This is a genomic window from Oceanisphaera sp., from assembly GCF_048268965.1.
Lineage (GTDB): Bacteria > Pseudomonadota > Gammaproteobacteria > Enterobacterales > Aeromonadaceae > Oceanimonas.
Genome location: NZ_JBLWUK010000003.1, coordinates 101,419 through 116,935, shown reverse-complemented (window position 1 = coordinate 116,935; position 15,517 = coordinate 101,419). Strand labels below are relative to the sequence as shown.

13 protein-coding genes are annotated in these 15,517 nt (G+C 56.4%); 11 read left to right on the top strand and 2 right to left on the bottom strand.

Annotated features, from left to right (window positions below):
* Window positions 1-4 precede the first annotated feature (4 nt).
* Together ACN0VL_RS03080 and ACN0VL_RS03075 are read left to right on the top strand one after the other, a co-directional pair.
* Window positions 5-2,167 carry a thiamine pyrophosphate-dependent enzyme gene (locus ACN0VL_RS03080; RefSeq protein WP_417614658.1) on the top strand — a complete coding sequence of 721 codons (2,163 nt, stop codon included), beginning with the start codon at window positions 5-7 and terminating at the stop codon, window positions 2,165-2,167.
* On the top strand, window positions 2,167-3,780 hold the full coding sequence (locus ACN0VL_RS03075; RefSeq protein ID WP_417614657.1) for an indolepyruvate oxidoreductase subunit beta family protein: 1,614 nt from the start codon (window positions 2,167-2,169) through the stop codon (window positions 3,778-3,780). Before ACN0VL_RS03080 ends, ACN0VL_RS03075 begins: the two co-directional genes overlap by 1 nt.
* A 110-nt stretch (window positions 3,781-3,890) precedes the next feature.
* On the opposite strand, the gene ACN0VL_RS03070 is transcribed toward ACN0VL_RS03075, so the two are convergent.
* Window positions 3,891-4,886 (bottom strand): AraC family transcriptional regulator, encoded by a 996-nt coding sequence (locus tag ACN0VL_RS03070; protein ID WP_417614656.1) that lies wholly within the window; start codon window positions 4,884-4,886, stop codon window positions 3,891-3,893.
* A 329-nt stretch (window positions 4,887-5,215) separates the two neighbouring features.
* Here ACN0VL_RS03070 and ACN0VL_RS03065 point away from each other — a divergent pair, with 329 nt between their 5' ends.
* From ACN0VL_RS03065 to ACN0VL_RS03045, 5 genes are read left to right on the top strand one after another with little or no spacing between them, the layout of a single operon-like run.
* Window positions 5,216-6,451, top strand: a complete 1,236-nt coding sequence (locus ACN0VL_RS03065; RefSeq protein WP_417614655.1) for a dienelactone hydrolase family protein — start codon at window positions 5,216-5,218, stop codon at window positions 6,449-6,451.
* A gap of 18 nt (window positions 6,452-6,469) precedes the next feature.
* Window positions 6,470-7,261, top strand: coding sequence for an SDR family oxidoreductase (locus ACN0VL_RS03060; RefSeq protein WP_417614654.1), 792 nt, complete (start codon window positions 6,470-6,472; stop codon window positions 7,259-7,261).
* A gap of 45 nt (window positions 7,262-7,306) precedes the next feature.
* Window positions 7,307-8,548, top strand: coding sequence for a styrene monooxygenase/indole monooxygenase family protein (locus tag ACN0VL_RS03055; protein ID WP_417614653.1), 1,242 nt, complete (start codon window positions 7,307-7,309; stop codon window positions 8,546-8,548).
* A gap of 1 nt (window position 8,549) precedes the next feature.
* The gene (locus ACN0VL_RS03050; RefSeq protein WP_417614652.1) at window positions 8,550-9,089 is read left to right on the top strand and encodes a flavin reductase family protein; all 540 of its coding nucleotides are present in this window, start codon (window positions 8,550-8,552) and stop codon (window positions 9,087-9,089) included.
* Window positions 9,090-9,142: 53 nt separating this feature from the next.
* Window positions 9,143-10,051: a SphA family protein gene (locus ACN0VL_RS03045; RefSeq protein ID WP_417614651.1), complete on the top strand. Its 909-nt coding sequence runs from the start codon at window positions 9,143-9,145 to the stop codon at window positions 10,049-10,051.
* Between the two features lie 50 nt (window positions 10,052-10,101).
* Here ACN0VL_RS03045 and ACN0VL_RS03040 read toward each other — a convergent pair whose 3' ends face one another.
* Window positions 10,102-11,034 (bottom strand): LysR family transcriptional regulator, encoded by a 933-nt coding sequence (locus ACN0VL_RS03040; RefSeq protein WP_417614650.1) that lies wholly within the window; start codon window positions 11,032-11,034, stop codon window positions 10,102-10,104.
* A 103-nt stretch (window positions 11,035-11,137) separates the two neighbouring features.
* Between ACN0VL_RS03040 and kynA the strand changes: the two genes are divergently transcribed.
* From kynA to ACN0VL_RS03020, 4 genes are all read left to right on the top strand, one after another.
* Window positions 11,138-11,995, top strand: a complete 858-nt coding sequence (gene kynA, locus ACN0VL_RS03035) for a tryptophan 2,3-dioxygenase (protein ID WP_417614649.1) — start codon at window positions 11,138-11,140, stop codon at window positions 11,993-11,995.
* 9 nt (window positions 11,996-12,004) lie between these two features.
* Entirely contained in the window at window positions 12,005-12,634 is a 630-nt protein-coding gene (gene kynB, locus ACN0VL_RS03030) for an arylformamidase (RefSeq protein WP_417614648.1), read from the top strand.
* Window positions 12,634-13,875, top strand: coding sequence for a kynureninase (kynU, locus tag ACN0VL_RS03025; RefSeq protein WP_417614647.1), 1,242 nt, complete (start codon window positions 12,634-12,636; stop codon window positions 13,873-13,875). The genes kynB and kynU overlap by 1 nt, the downstream gene beginning before the upstream one ends.
* Window positions 13,876-14,043: 168 nt before the next feature.
* Window positions 14,044-15,453, top strand: a complete 1,410-nt coding sequence (locus tag ACN0VL_RS03020; protein ID WP_417614646.1) for a sodium-dependent transporter — start codon at window positions 14,044-14,046, stop codon at window positions 15,451-15,453.
* Window positions 15,454-15,517 lie beyond the last annotated feature (64 nt).

Genomic DNA, 15,517 nt, shown 5'->3' with positions numbered 1-15,517 from the left:
GTTTATGGCAGAACGTTCGTTTGCAAAGGAAGTGAAGAAACTGCACGCAGGTCAGGGTGAGGTGTTTCATGGCGAAGGAATTCTTGCCGTTACCAAGGCGTTGCTTCAGTCCGGAGTGTCCTATGTGGGGGGATATCAGGGCTCACCAATCTCGCACCTGATGGATGTGCTGGCTGACGCCAAGGAAGAGATCCTGGATGATATGGGGGTGCACTTTGAAACCAGTGCCAGTGAAGCGACCGCTGCGGCTATGCTGTCAGCATCGGTGCACTACCCTCTGCGCGGCGCCGTGACCTGGAAGTCGACGGTGGGAACCAATGTGGCTTCCGATGCTCTGGCAAACCTGGCATCGGGTGGGGTGACGGGGGGGGCCGTGATCATAATCGGGGAGGATTATGGTGAAGGTTCTTCTATCATGCAGGAGCGTACGCACGCCTTTGCGATGAAATCCCATATATGGCTGCTTGATCCGCGCCCCAACCTGCCAAGCATAGTGGAGACAGTTGAAAAGAGTTTTGAGTTATCCGAGGCGAGTAATACCCCAGTCATGGTGCAAATGCGCATTCGTGCCTGTCATGTTCATGGTCAGTTTACTGCCAAGGACAACGTCAAGCCGAGTTTCACTCTACAGCAGGCGCTGGAAAACCCTAAGCGGGATTTAAGCCGCATCGTGCTACCCCCGGCCACCTTCGTACATGAAAAGGAAAAAATCGAGGAACGACTACCAGCGGCGGTGGCGTTTATCAAGCAGCATCGGTTGAATGAGTTTTTTGACGGTGAGCGAGACGATGTAGGCATTATCGTTCAGGGGGGAAGCTACAACACCACGATTCGGGCTCTTGAGCACCTCGGGCTTGCTGACGCCTATGGTAATTCCCAGCTGCCGTTGTATGTGATGAATGTCGCCTTCCCACTGGTGGAGGACGAATTGCTGCAGTTTACCGCAGGCAAGTCGGCGGTGTTGCTGATAGAAGAGGGTAACCCTGAGTTTATCGAGCATGAGCTCAACAGCATACTCTCACGCTCGGACAGCAAGACCCGATTGTGCGGAAAAAACGTGTTACCGCGGGTGGGGGAGTATACCTGTGATGTCTTGAAAAAGGGCATACGTGACTTCCTGCAGCAACACACTCGAGATCTGTTGCAGGATAACGTTGCTATCTCGTTTTTCCCCAGCCAACCGCCGTCAGTGACGTCTTTGACTGAAGTGGTTCCGGCGCGCCCGGCCGGCTTCTGTACCGGCTGTCCGGAGCGGCCGATCTTTTCCGCCCTCAAGCTGCTCGAGAGGGAAAGAGGTGACTTTCATATCAGCTGTGACATCGGCTGCCACCTGTTTTCGATATTGCCTCCCTTTAACCTGGGAGCAACCACTATGGGTTACGGTCTTGGCAGTGCCTCGCCCTCGGCCTTCAATGTCGAATCTGACAAACCACCTATCGCGATCATGGGAGATGGCGGCTTTTGGCATAACGGCCTGACCAGTGGTGTGGGTAACGCTGTCTTTAACAAGAGCAATAGTGTCAATTTGATCATCGATAATGAGTATACGGCGGCTACGGGCGGCCAGGATATACTTTCTTCGAAGGCCATCAACCCTCACAGAGCAACCAATAACCCCATCTCGCGGGCGGTAGAAGGAATAGGGGTCAAGTGGGTAAGAACCCTGACTCGGACCTATGATGTCTCCGGTATGCTCAATACCCTTCGTGAGGCAGTTATGGCAAAAGGGGTGGGGCCCAAGGTAATCGTGGCCCAGTCGGAATGCATGCTGAACCGGGAACGGCGAGAAAAGCGAGGTCGACGGGCTGATATCAAGGCGGGAAAGCGGGTCACTGAAGCGCGGTTTGCCATTGATGAACAGACTTGTACCGGGGATCGGGCTTGCATACGGCTATCCGGATGTCCTTCGTTGACCATCAAGCCCAACCCTGACCCATGGCGCTCGGATCCAGTGACCCGCATTGACAGTAGTTGTGTCGGGTGCGGCCTGTGTGGGGAGAACGTTCATGCAGATATACTTTGCCCGTCCTTCGTTCGGGTTGAGGTAGTGCATAACCCGGGGCGTTGGGAAACCCTGAAAAGACGAATATCACAAAGCATTATTCAATGGCTGCAACAACGCGCCCTGAAGCGCCATGCCATGTATCAGCCGGAGGGAGGACTTTGATGAAAACTGCTAATCAGAAACGGATCAATATAGCGATTACCGCCATGGGTGGTCAGGGGGGCGGAGTACTGGCCGACTGGATTGTAAGCATGGGGGAAGGTGCTGGTTGGCTGGCACAGTCATCCTCGGTGCCGGGAGTAGCTCAGCGTACCGGGGCTACCGTCTATTATCTGGAGCTGTTTGATCACACTGAAACGGCAGCCGAAGACGCCACCCCGGTATTATCCCTGTCCCCGGCGAGTGGAGACGTCGATCTTGTGGTTGCCGCCGAGTTGATGGAAGCCGGTCGTGCCATTCAGCGGAATTTTGTGACCCCAGAGCGCACGACTCTTATTGCGTCCTCGCATCGGGCTTATGCGGTGTCAGAAAAAGAGGCAATGGGGAATGGTATCGCCGACTCCGAGTCTGTGCATACGGCCGCGAGAGAGATGGCCCGTCGTTATATCAGCTTCGATATGGCGGCAGTGGCGGAGCAGACCGGCAGTGTCATCAGTGCTGTTCTGTTTGGAGCTATTTATGGCAGCGGCGTCTTGCCTTTTCCCCGGGAGGCGTTTGAACAGGCGATCCGTGATGGCGGTATCGGTGTCGACAAGAGCCTGGCCGCATTTGCGGCTGGAGCAGAGCACTCGCAGAGCCCGGATGATTCGGTACAGATACAGGCGGCAGTAGTTGAAAAAACGCCCGGTTGGCAATATAAAGGCGACGATGCCGAGATGAAGGCGTTGCTGCACGGCATTAAGCAGGACTTTCCCGATTCCCTTTCGGACACTGTAACGGAAGGGGTACGCAGAATGCTGGATCATAGTGATCTGCGCTATGCTCGGCTCTATGTGGAACGGATGCAGAGGTTGCTGGAGCTTGATGGCGCTCATGGAGGAGACGCCAAAGAAGGCAGGCACTTTAGCAGCGAGGTCGCTTCCAGGCTGGCATTGTGGATGGCCTATGAAGATAGCATTCGAGTGGCCGACATTAAAACTCGTTCCCATCGCTTTGCGCGTCTGTACCAAGAGGTGGGAATCAAGGAGGACAAAGTCTCCTATTTTACCGAGTTTCTCCATCCTCGGCTGGAAGAAGTCGCTGAAGTTCTTCCCGAGAGGATGGGACGTTGGCTGTTGCGCACCAACTGGGCTGGTCGCGTAATGACAAAGCTGTTTGCCGGGCCGAAAAAACTGTCGACCCAGAGCCTGCCGGGTTTTCTGTCACTGTATCTGGTGGCCAGAATGCGCCCGTTACGGCGTTATTCCTTGAGAGACGCCATTGAACAGAAGCAGATTAACCAGTGGCTGCAGCAGCTGGAGGAAACGCTGTCGAGGGACTACAAGCTGGCCTGTGAGCTGGCAGCACTGCCGGAACTTATCAAGGGCTATAGTAAAACCCGTGAGCGTGGTTTGCGCAATTTTAATATATTGTCAGCCGCGGCCAGATCTTTGTGTGGTAAGGACAGTGCTGCCGATGTTTTACGGGAGCTGAAAGCGGCAGCTCTCAAGAGTGAGAAAGGCTCCGAGCTGGCTGTCGCCCTGAGCCGCCATAATTTGGCTCATTTGCTACCATCGGAGGTCGGTATGGCAAAGGCCGCCACAGCAGAAATAGCCGTACAGCCCTGCGCTGAATAACTATTTCTGGCCCCAGAGCCTGATGTGTCAGGCTCTGGGGCTTTCGATATTGTTAATGCCTACCCAGAGTGCCGAGTCAGTCGCCATATGGCCGACTACGCTGGCAAAGCTTAGGACTTACGTTTGGTTTCGCTGGGGTTTTCGCCAAACAACCGGCGGTATTCCTGGCTGAAGCGACCCATGTGGCCAAAGCCCCATCGGGTGGCGATGTCGGTTACCGAACAGTTCGGCCCTTGCAGACATAGCTCTTCCCTGACCCGTTTCAGCCGTATGCTGCGCAGGTACTCCATCGGGCTGACTCCCCTGAAATCCTTAAAGCCGGCATAGAGGGTACGCAGACTGACCCCGGCCAGGTTGGCCAGCATGGCGGGGGTTATCGCCTCATCAGCATGGTCCTGAATATACTCTTCGACTCGTTTTACGTGCCGTGGGGCCAGTCGCTGTTCGCTGTTAAGCAGAGCCTGGGAATAAGAGTGGGGCTGGACACTCAGCAAGGTACCGAGCACCAGTTGCTCCAGTTGCGGATAAAGCAGTGGGCTGGGGGGGCCCTGATCCAGTACCTGGCTCAGATAGGTCATCATGCTATACCAGTGGGGATTGGACTGCCAAGACAGCCCGATCTCGAATACCAGGTGTTTTTTGATTGGTCGGCCGAGATAACTGCTGCAGGTCTGCTCCAGAGCTTGTCGTTCAATCCTGAGGATCAACTGATCGCAAGCGCTACTCCAGCGCATATCCAGTAGCTGGGTGGGATTGAGTACCGAACCGATCCCGGCTACCGAGCGAAGCGGTTGTCCATCGCTGATAATATGTGCCTCTCCTCGGAGGGGCATCTGGATCAGAAAAAAGTCCTCCAGCCGCTCCGGTTGAATGCGAACTTCTCCCCCGTATTTCAGGCGATTGAACGATACCTGGCCGAGTGGTACATGATGCAGACGAGAATCAAGCCTGGTTGAACGCTTGTCTATCTCCAGGCTGTGGGGTTTGAAGACAGAAGAAACCTTTCCTTCCACTTCCTCCCGCTCCCGGGATGAGAACAGCAGCCGCTCATTATTGTTCAGCAGGGATAACGCCAGCGATGATTGTGGATAACTAAGTGATGGCACTGATATCTCCATGTGCATTTTGCTGGTTGCGTGTCAGCAATCTCCAGAAATCAATATATGTTGCCACTCTGTTAAATTAAATGGTTTTTTTATCGGTGTCGCTGAGGGGGACACCTTTTTCTCACTATTTGGATCTTCACTGCACTAAATGGATAGCGAGAGTCAGTCTCCCAGCCCTGCTGTGCTTCTTCTGCCGTATCTGGGCATATGTCGATTCATCAAAATAGCTGCACGCAACGGATCGTTGTCGCGCTGGGCGGTGCGACGTCCAGTTTCTTCCTTGTCTAGTATGGCGGTACACAAGGCCATACGAGAAAAGGAGAAACAAGATGGGACGTTCAATTCAGATCAGTGCCAGGGACGGCAGTGGTGTATTCAGTGGTTATTTAGCCGTACCAGCCTGTGGTTCGGGCCCCGGTCTGGTGTTGCTCCAGGAAATCTTCGGGGTTAATGCCAATATTCGTGAGATTGCCGAGTACTATGCAGAAGAAGGCTATGTGGTATTAGCGCCCGATCTGTTCTGGCGTCAGCAGCCGGGTGTAGAGCTGGGTTACAGCGCCGAAGAGTTCCAGTTGGCATTCGGCTTCTTTCAGGGATTTGATCAGGATAAAGGCATTGCGGATATAGACGCCGCCCTGGGCGTATTAAGGGAGCGTCCAGAAGTGAACGGCGGGTTGGCGGTACTGGGTTTCTGTCTCGGCGCCCGGCTGGCGTACCTGACTGCCTGCCGCTGTGATGTCGACGTGGCCATCGGCTACTACGGCATGGGCATGGAGCATCACCTCGATGAGGCCGACAACATCAAGGGTCGCCTGGTTCTGCATTTTGCCGGCGCCGATGAATACTGCCCGGCCGCCGCCCGCGAGCAGATTTATGCTGGGCTGGAGGCCCGTGACAATGTCGAACTCTACCTTTATCCAGAGGTCGATCACGCCTTCGCCCGGGCCGGTTCACCGCATTTCCACAAGCCATCGGCACTAATGGCACATCAGCGCTCGGTCTCAGCGCTACGTCGCAGGATCGGCCCCCATTATGATCTGTCTGCCTTGTGGGACAAGCATTGCGAGTACGAGTTCGATACCCGTAATGTTGAAGACACCATGGCCACCATGGTGAATGAGCCTTATGTCAATCATATCCCCACCATGACTGGCGGGGTGGGTTATCGGCAGCTGTACCGTTTTTACAAACACCATTTTGTTGACAGCAATCCGCCCGATACCAGGCTGACACCGATTTCCCGTACCGTGGGCGATACCCAGATAGTGGATGAGCTGCTGTTCAGTTTCACTCACACTTGCGAGATCGACTGGCTGCTGCCTGGTGTAGCGCCGACCGGGCGCTTTGTCGAAATCGCTCTTCTGGCGGTGGTCAAGTTTCGCGGGAACAAACTCTATCACGAGCACATTTACTGGGATCAGGCATCCCTGCTGGTCCAGATCGGTTTGCTCGATCCTGCCGGACTGCCGGTAGCAGGGCGCGAAACCACCGCCAAGCTGCTGGACGAGTCGTTGCCGTCCAATACCCTGATGGCCAGCTGGGCCGACAGTGCCGGTAAGGCTTGAATCATGGGAGCGACATTAATGAAAGAGTTTGACAATCGTACCGCCTTGATCACTGGCGGGGCAACCCTGATAGGGCAGGCCGTGGCCGACAGCTTTGTTGCCGCCGGTGCCAATGTGGTGATCCTGGACATTGATGCCGGACCAGGTTCGGCGCTGGCCCAGCGACTGGGCCCCCAGGCCCTGTTTCTGGAGGTAGATATTACCGATGACCGGCAGCTGGAAGGTGCGGTCCGACAGGCCGAGTCCCAGTTTGGTGGTGTCGATTACCTGATTAATCTCGCCTGCAGTTATCAGGATGACGGGGTCGATTCCGACAGAGCTGCCTGGTTGAAGGCCCTCGACATCAACCTGGTCAGTGCCGCGATGGCCGTCAAGGCCGTGTTGCCGGCCATGCGCCGGCGTGGGGGCGGCGCCGTGGTCAACTTTACCAGTATCTCGGCCAAGGTAGCCCAGACAGGGCGCTGGCTGTATCCGGTCAGCAAGGCGGCGATGCTGCATCTGACCCGCAGCATGGCGCTGGATTTTGCCGCTGACAGGATCCGGGTTAACTCGGTGTCCCCGGGCTGGACCTGGTCACGGGTGATCGAGGAGGTCAGCGGTGGCGATCGTGTCAGGGCGGACCAGGTAGCGGCGGACTATCACTTGCTTGGGCGCTTGGGGGAGCCTGAGGAAGTGGCCAACGTAGTCCGTTTCCTGTGCTCGGGGCTGGCCAGCTTTGTGACCGGCGCCGACTATGCGGTAGATGGCGGCTATGCCGTCATGGGGCCAGAACAGCATCAGCCGGCCATTCCCCGACTGGCAGGACAATGACGCAGCCAGAGAATACTCATCAACAACAATGACATGGAGATAGTTATGACCCGACGTATTGCCATAGTGGGGGCGGGCCAGTCCGGTCTGCAAACGGCCATCGGTCTGCTCGAACAGGGCTATCAGGTTACCCTGATGTCCAATCGTACCGGCGAGGAGATCCGCAACGGACGTGTGATGTCCAGTCAGTGCATGTTTAACAACGCGCTGCAGACCGAGCGTGAGTTGGGGCTGAACTTCTGGGAACAGGACAGTCCGCCGGTGGAGGGATTCGGTCTGACGGTGAACGATCCGGACAAGCCCGGTGACAGCCGGATTGACTGGGCGGCGCAGCTGGATAAGCCTGCTCAATCGGTGGACCAACGACTCAAAATGCCCAGATGGATGGAGGTTTTCAAGCAGAAAGGGGGTGAGCTTATCATCAGGGATGCCGGTGTAGCGGAGCTGGAAGAGCTGGCCGCGTCTCATGATCTGGTCATGCTGGCAGCAGGCAAGGGAGAAATTGTCCGGTTGTTCGCGCGGGACGCGGAGCGTTCCGTCTTCGAAAGCCCCCAGCGCGCCCTGGCATTGACCTATGTGCAGGGCATGGCGCCAAGCGAGCCGTTCTCTCGGATAGCCTTCAACCTGATCCCTGGGGTGGGAGAATATTTCGTGTTCCCGGCACTGACTGTCAACGGCCCCTGTGAAATTATGGTGTTCGAAGGGATCCCGGGCGGCCCCATGGATTGCTGGCAGGATATCAAGACTCCCCAGGAGCATCTGCAGCGGAGCCTGGAGATAGTACGACGTTTCGCACCGGCTCAGGCCGAGCGTTGCAAGCATATCGAGCTGACCGACGATAACGGCGTGTTGGCAGGGCGTTTCCCGCCTACGGTGCGCAAGCCGGTCGCTCGACTGCCTTCCGGACGTTATATCTTCGGTATGGCGGATGCGGTGGTGGTTAACGATCCCATTACCGGTCAGGGCTCCAATAACGCCGCCAAGTGCAGCAAAGTGTATCTGGATGCCATAGTGGCAAACGGTGATCAGCCCTTTGACGTCGACTGGATGCAGAAAACCTTTGAGCGTTACTGGTATTACGCCGGTGATGTGGTGGCCTGGACCAACAGCATGTTGCGGCCGCCTGAACCTCACCTGCTCGAGCTGCTGGGTGCCGCTCAGGCATCTCCCGAACTGGCGGCAACCATCGCCAACGGCTTCGATAATCCACCGGATTATTTCCCCTGGTGGGTGGCTCCCGACGCCTGTCGTTATCTGATCGGACAGCACTTGAAGAAGGAGGCATAAAATGAACTCAGCAACAACCGCAGCCAAGCAGGCAGAGCCAGTGGCTGAAGTTTTTCCTCTCCTGGACACCAAGGCATTACGCAATGCCATGGGACACTTTGCCACCGGCGTAACAGTGGTTACCGCCCCTGGCGAAGACGGTGCCATGGTGGGCATCACTGCCAACTCCTTTTCGTCCCTATCGTTGGCTCCTCCGCTGATACTGTGGAGCCTGGCATTGAGTTCGCCCAACCTGGCATCTTTTGACGAAGGCAAGCTGTTTGCCGTGAATGTACTCGGCCAGGGGCAGGAAGCCATGGCGATGCAGTTTGCCGGAGCCCGGGATAACAAGTTTGCCGGCATCGACTATCGGCTCAATCAGCAGGGGGTGCCCTTGCTGGCGGATACTCTGGCCCGGTTCGAATGTAGGGTAGAGTTTACCCGGCGACTGGGCGATCACCTGCTGATTGTGGGGAGAGTCGAGGATTTCAGCACGGATGAAGGAGAGCCCATGCTGTTCTTCAAGGGCCGCTTTGGCGCCCTGAACACCGTTTTGTCCTGACCACCCGACTGGCCGGCGCCGCCGGCCAGTCATATCTGAACAAGGAACTTCAGATGAATAGCAGACCAAAGTACAAGGCTCATTGTATACGGGGCATTATCGTCGCTATGGGACTGTCTCTCTCGGCGGGAGTTGCGGCGACCGAAGGTGGTGGTTCCATCTATCCCATGGGCGCGGAAAACTTCGGGGTGGGCGCGTTGCCTCCTGCTGGAGTGTATCCGTTGCTCTATGCCAGTAGCTACTCGGCCGACCAACTCAATGACGCGAATGGTGACCCATTGCCGCTAGACTTCAAGTTGCGGGCTAAGGTCATTGCCCCCAGGCTGTTATGGGTCACCGAGCAACAGGTTCTGGGTGGCCAATTGTTCAGTGCCTTGCTGCTGCCGTTGGTGGATCTCGATGTAAACGTCAACGGTCTGCAGCAGCGCAAGCGGGGACTGGGCGATATCGATCTCACCCTGGGCGTGGCCTATCATCACAGTCCCCATCTGCATACCGCCTTTTCTATCGACGTTTTTGCGCCTACAGGTCGTTACGATCACAACGAGCTGGCCAATATCGGTCGTAACTACTGGACGCTGCAACCTGTGTATGCGGCCAGTTATATGGACCCGAATGGAATTAATGCAGACATCAAGTTGATGTATGATTATAACTTTGAAAATCCGGATACTGACTATCAGTCAGGTCAGGAGTTTCATTTTGACTATGCTATCGGCTACAGCCTGACTTCGGACTGGATAGTCGGCATCGGGGGCTATGGTTACAAGCAACTTACCGACGATGAGCGTAATGGCATGACCATCGCCAACAACCGGGGGCAGGCGTTTGCTATTGGGCCGTCGGTGAAATATGACAACGGTAAGGGTTTTTCCGTGAACCTGAAATACCAGCATGAACTTGCCGTGGAAAACCGCCCCGAAGGCAGCGCTTTCTGGATAAAGGCGGTGCTTCCCCTCTAGCAACAATCATTCATGATTCAGTCAGGCAGCAGCCTTGGTGTGCTGCCTGCTTACTTTGTAGTTGGCTGGGTATCGGGAAGTACGGGCTGCTGATAAAGGCAGGTCAGGCAGTCCAAGAACTTGCCGGTGGGAGAGTCCGGCCGCTCATCCTTGCGGGTCAGCAGGTACCAGTCGATATAGAGCCCTTCTTCGGTAACCCGGGCTGTGGTTATCCCGCCTTGCTCCAGGTAGGGTTGCAGGGTCCAGGTGGGCATTATGGTCAGCCCGAATCCCTCGCGTACCAGCGCAATCACGGCCTCTGTGACTCCTGCACGTAATACCCGTACCGGTAACATTCGATAGCGGCTGAACAGCTGCTCGTATTCTCGTCCTTTGCTGGGAGTGGTGTGGTAGGTCACATAAGTGCCGGCTGCGATCTCGGCGGCATCTACCCACTGCTTTCCGGCCAGTGCATGTCCTTCGGGCATCACCAGCCGCATCTCGTCACGAAACAGCCAGCGATGTGTAAAGCCCTCGGGAGGCTGTCCGCCGGAGACTAGCGCAAGATCAATGCGGCCGCTGCGCAGAGCAGTATAGGGATCCAGAGAAACGTCCGGGATGATCTCCACACTGATGCTGGGATAGTTCCGGGTAAAGGCGGTCAGGCAGGCGGGTAACCAGTGGTAGCCACCATAGGATTCATTGCCCAGGCGCACCACATGTTCGATGCCGACCGACAGCTTATTGATATCCTGTTCGGCCCGCTCGAGTTCTCCCAGTATCAGACGGGAAGAATGCAACAGTCGTTTTCCGGCACTGGTTGGCGTCAGTTTCTTGTGTTTACGGTAGAACAGCTCAGTGTTCAGCAGCCGCTCTGCTTCCTTGATCCTGTGACTCAGGGCCGACTGGGTCAGGCCTAGCGTTTGTGCCGCCTCGGCGACGCTGCTCGCATCGGCGATGGCGACCATCATCTGCATGTGGCGGGTGCTGATCTTGGTATTCATACATTAATAAATTTCATCAAAAACTTAACTTTAATGAAATTTACACCAGAGAATGTGTGAAGTAAACTCGTTTGCAATCGACTGGTTAATGGAGTGTTTGAAAATGGTTAATCACGGAACGGATAAAGCAACAGGCAGCATGGTGGATCTGCAGGACGAAGGCGTGCACTGGGAGCAGGACATGAGCTATGGGCAGTATCTTGCCCTGGAACGGTTGCTGGATTGCCAACACCCCAGATCGCCCCAGCATGATGAGATGCTGTTTATCGTGATCCATCAGGTATCGGAATTGTGGATGAAGCTGTGCCTGCACGAGGCCTACGCTGCCGCCCGGCATATAGAGCAGGACAACCTCCGACCCGCCTTCAAGATGTTGTCGCGTGTCGCCCGTATCCAGGAGCAGTTGATCAAGGCCTGGGAAGTGCTGGTGACCATGACCCCGGCGGATTATGCCAGCTTTCGCGATGCCCTGGGGCAGAGCTCCGGATTCCAGTCCTACCAGTACCGGGAACTGGAATTTTTGCTCGGCAACAAGAACCCCAAGATGGTGGAAGCACACCGGGCCCATCCCCAGCACTATCAACATCTGACCCGGGTACTGCATGCCCCCAGCATCTACGACATCAGCTTACAGTTGCTCAAGCGGCGCGGCTTCGATATTCCCGAACATTGCCTGGATCGGGACTGGTCCCAGCCCTATCAGGCCTGTGCCGAGGTGGAGCAGGCCTGGTCCCGGGTCTATCAGCAGACGGACGAACACTGGGATCTCTACGAGCTGGCGGAGAAGCTGGTCGACATGGAATACAACTTCCAGAAATGGCGCTTCAGTCATATGAAGACGGTCGAGCGCATCATCGGCTACAAGAAGGGGACGGGGGGTACCGGCGGCGTTTCCTACCTGGTCAAGGCGCTGGATCTACAGTTCTTCCCCGAACTCTGGTCGGTCAGAACCAGCATCTAGGAGACAATGATGAGCAAGATATGGGATATATCACAGACCCTCAGACCCGGCATTCCGGTGTGGCCTGGCGATACCGAATACCAGGCCGAGCCTAATTGGGTTCTGGAAAACGGCTGCCCGGTCAATGTGGCTCGCTTTCAGTTGTCGACCCACACAGGCAGTCATGCGGATGCGCCCCGTCACTATGATGCCGAGGGCCAGGCCATCGCCGAAGTGGAGTTAACCCCCTATATAGGTCCTTGTTTGCTGATCGATGTGACTCAGGCTCGTGGCCTGGTGCGCCCCGAGCATGTTGAGCCCTTCCTGCCGGCTCGGGTCGAGCGGGTGCTGCTGAAAACCTGTCAGCAGTTTCCCCATGACCAGTGGCAGGCGGACTTCACCGCGGTGGCAGCCGACACGGTGAACTTGCTGGCGGAGCGGGGCGCCATGCTGATCGGTATCGACAGCCCGTCTCTGGATCCCCAGGATTCTAAAACCCTGGCTGCCCATCAGATGGTGCGCCGCCATGGCATGGCGATTCTGGAAGGACTGGTGTTTGACCAGGTAGCAGCGGGGCATTACGAGCTGATCGCCCCACCTCTGAAATTGGCACAGCTGGATGCGTCCCCTGTGCGTGCATTACTCAGGAGTATTGAATAATGACTCATTTTACCCGTGACTCCCTGGCCCGTCTGGATCAGGACGACGTCTTGTCGCCCTTCAGGGAGCTGTTTGAATTGGACCCCAAGCTTATCTATTTTAACGGCAATTCCCTAGGTGTTCTCCCCAAGGCTGCAAAGGCCAGGGCAGCCGAGGTGGTGGAGCAGGAGTGGGGGCAGGGGTTGATCCGCAGCTGGAATACCCACGACTGGATTTCGCTACCCGAGCGGGTCGGGGATAAAGTCGCCACCCTAATCGGGGCCGAGGCCGGTGAAGTGGTGGTGGCCGATTCTACCTCCGTTAACCTGTTCAAACTGGCAGCGGCGGCGGTACGCATGCGTCCGGGACGCAGCAAGATAGTGTCCGAACCGGGCAATTTTCCCACCGATCTTTATATCCTGCAGGGGCTGGAAGGTTTCCTGAAAGGCGAGGTACGCCTGGAAACGGCCCCCCGTGAGCGGCTGGAAGAGATCATTGACGAAGACACCGCCCTGGTAGTGCTGACCCATGTGCATTATAAGTCCGGCAAGATGTTCGACATGGCGGCACTCACTGCTCGGGCCCATGAAGTGGGAGCCCTGATACTATGGGATCTTAGCCACAGTGCGGGAGCGGTGCCGGTGGAGCTGAATGCCGTACAGGCCGATTTCGCCGTGGGCTGCGGTTACAAGTATCTCAACGGTGGACCGGGTGCCCCCGGCTTTCTGTTTGTGGCCAAACGCCACCATGCCGAGTTCCGCCAGCCTCTAAGCGGCTGGTTCGGCCATGCCAATCCCTTCGCCATGAGCGATGTCTATGAGCCGGCGGCCGGCATCAAGCGTGGTCTTTGTGGCACCACAGGGGTGTTGGCAGCCAGCGTCCTGGAAGTGGGGGTTGATATCATGGCCTCGGCCGACATGGAGGCGATCCGGACCAAGTCTCGTCAGCTGGGTGACATTTTTATCGAACTGGTGGAACAACACTGCGCCGGTTACGGGTTTACCCTGGCATCCCCCCGGGACGCGAGTCTGCGCGGCAGCCAGGTATCCCTGGTTCATGAGCAGGGCTTCGCCATCATGCAGGCGCTGATTGCCCGTAACATCATCGGTGATTTCCGGGCGCCAGATATCCTGCGCTTCGGCTTTACCCCGCTGTATACCCGCTATGTGGATCTGTGGGACATGGTCCAGGCATTGGCAGAGATCATGGCCAATAAGGAGTGGGACAGACCGGAGTTCAAGAAAAAGCTGGCGGTAACCTAGGATCTGTTGATTCTAATCGAGATGCAGTAAAGCAGTGAAGCAGAGACGCCTCTCTGCATGGCATTGCCAAGAGCTGGCTCAGTCGGCCAAGGCAGAGTGCGCGACAACGGTCGCTCATGGGGAGACAGGTGTTTCCCCTCTTTTTGGTTGTTATCAGGAGTCTGAGTTATGGAAAACACGGGATTGGCGGGTCATGGTAACGCTGTGGTCGGGGCGAGTACGGATGTAGGGGGACGTCCATCTCAACTACAATGGTCCAGCCGCCTGACCTTTATTCTGGCCGCAACGGGATCCGCCGTTGGCCTGGGAAATATCTGGAAATTTCCCTATGTCACGGGGGTACATGGAGGAGGCGCCTTCGTACTGGTGTATCTGGCCTGTATTCTGGTGATCGGACTCCCGCTGTTAATGGCGGAGGTCATGATCGGTCGGCGGGGAAGGCAAAACCCTGCCAACTCGATGACCAACCTGGCCCGGGAGTTCAAGGTATCCCGCCACTGGCGGCTGCTGGGCTGGCTGGGCGTGGTGTCCGGATTCATGATCCTCAGCTTCTATACGGTGGTGGCCGGTTGGGGCCTTTCCTATATATTTGACTCGGCCAAGGGCGCTTTCGAGGGTGCCTCGAGCGAACAGGTCGGTGCCCATTTTGGCCGTTTGCTGGCCGACCCCGGAGCCCTGATCTTCTGGGGAACCCTGGTCCTGCTGATTACCCTGGGGGTGGTAGTGCGAGGGGTCAAAAAGGGGCTGGAGAAGGCGGTGAATGCCATGATGCCCGGCCTTTTTATCCTGCTGCTGGTGCTGGTGGGATACGCCATGACTACGGGGTACTTTATGCAGGGACTGCACTTCCTGTTCAACCCGGATTTCAGCAAGCTGTCCGGCACCAGCATACTGGTGGCCCTGGGTCATGCTTTCTTTACGTTGAGCCTTGCCGGTGGTGGCATGATGACCTACGGCTCCTACCTACCGAAAAACGTATCTATCGCCAAGACCGCCATCACCATTGGCATTCTGGACACTTTGGTGGCCCTGCTCGCGGGCATGGTGATCTTCCCCCTGGTTTTTGCTAATGGCCTTGAGCCGGGCTCCGGCCCCGGTTTGTTGTTTGTAACCTTGCCGATAGCCTTTGGGCAGATGCCCTTGGGCGGCCTGTTTGGCATGATGTTCTTTATCATGTTGTCGGTGGCTGCGCTAACTTCGGCCATATCGCTGATCGAGCCGGCGGTGGCCTGGATGACAGAGAAGTACCGGATTTCCCGATTCAGGGCTTGCCTGATGTCTGGCCTGGTAATGTGGGTCCTGAGCCTGGGAACCGTGTTTTCTTTCAATATCTGGGAACAGCATACCCTGTTTGGCAAGACTTTCTTCGGGGTACTCGATTACCTGACATCCGGTTGGTTCCTGCCACTGGGAGGCCTGTTTATCGCTATCTTTGCCGGTTGGGTCATGACCCGCAAGGCAACGGAAGAAGAGTTGGGGCGGGGCCTGGGTTACCGGCTCTGGTATTACACTATCCGTTATATCAGCCCTGTCGCCATCGTTATCATGTTCCTCAACGCCATTGGCGTCATTGGCTAGTTATCGGGTAGCTATCGGGCATCCGATAAACATCTGCATCTGATAGTTGCTCCAACTCAGCATA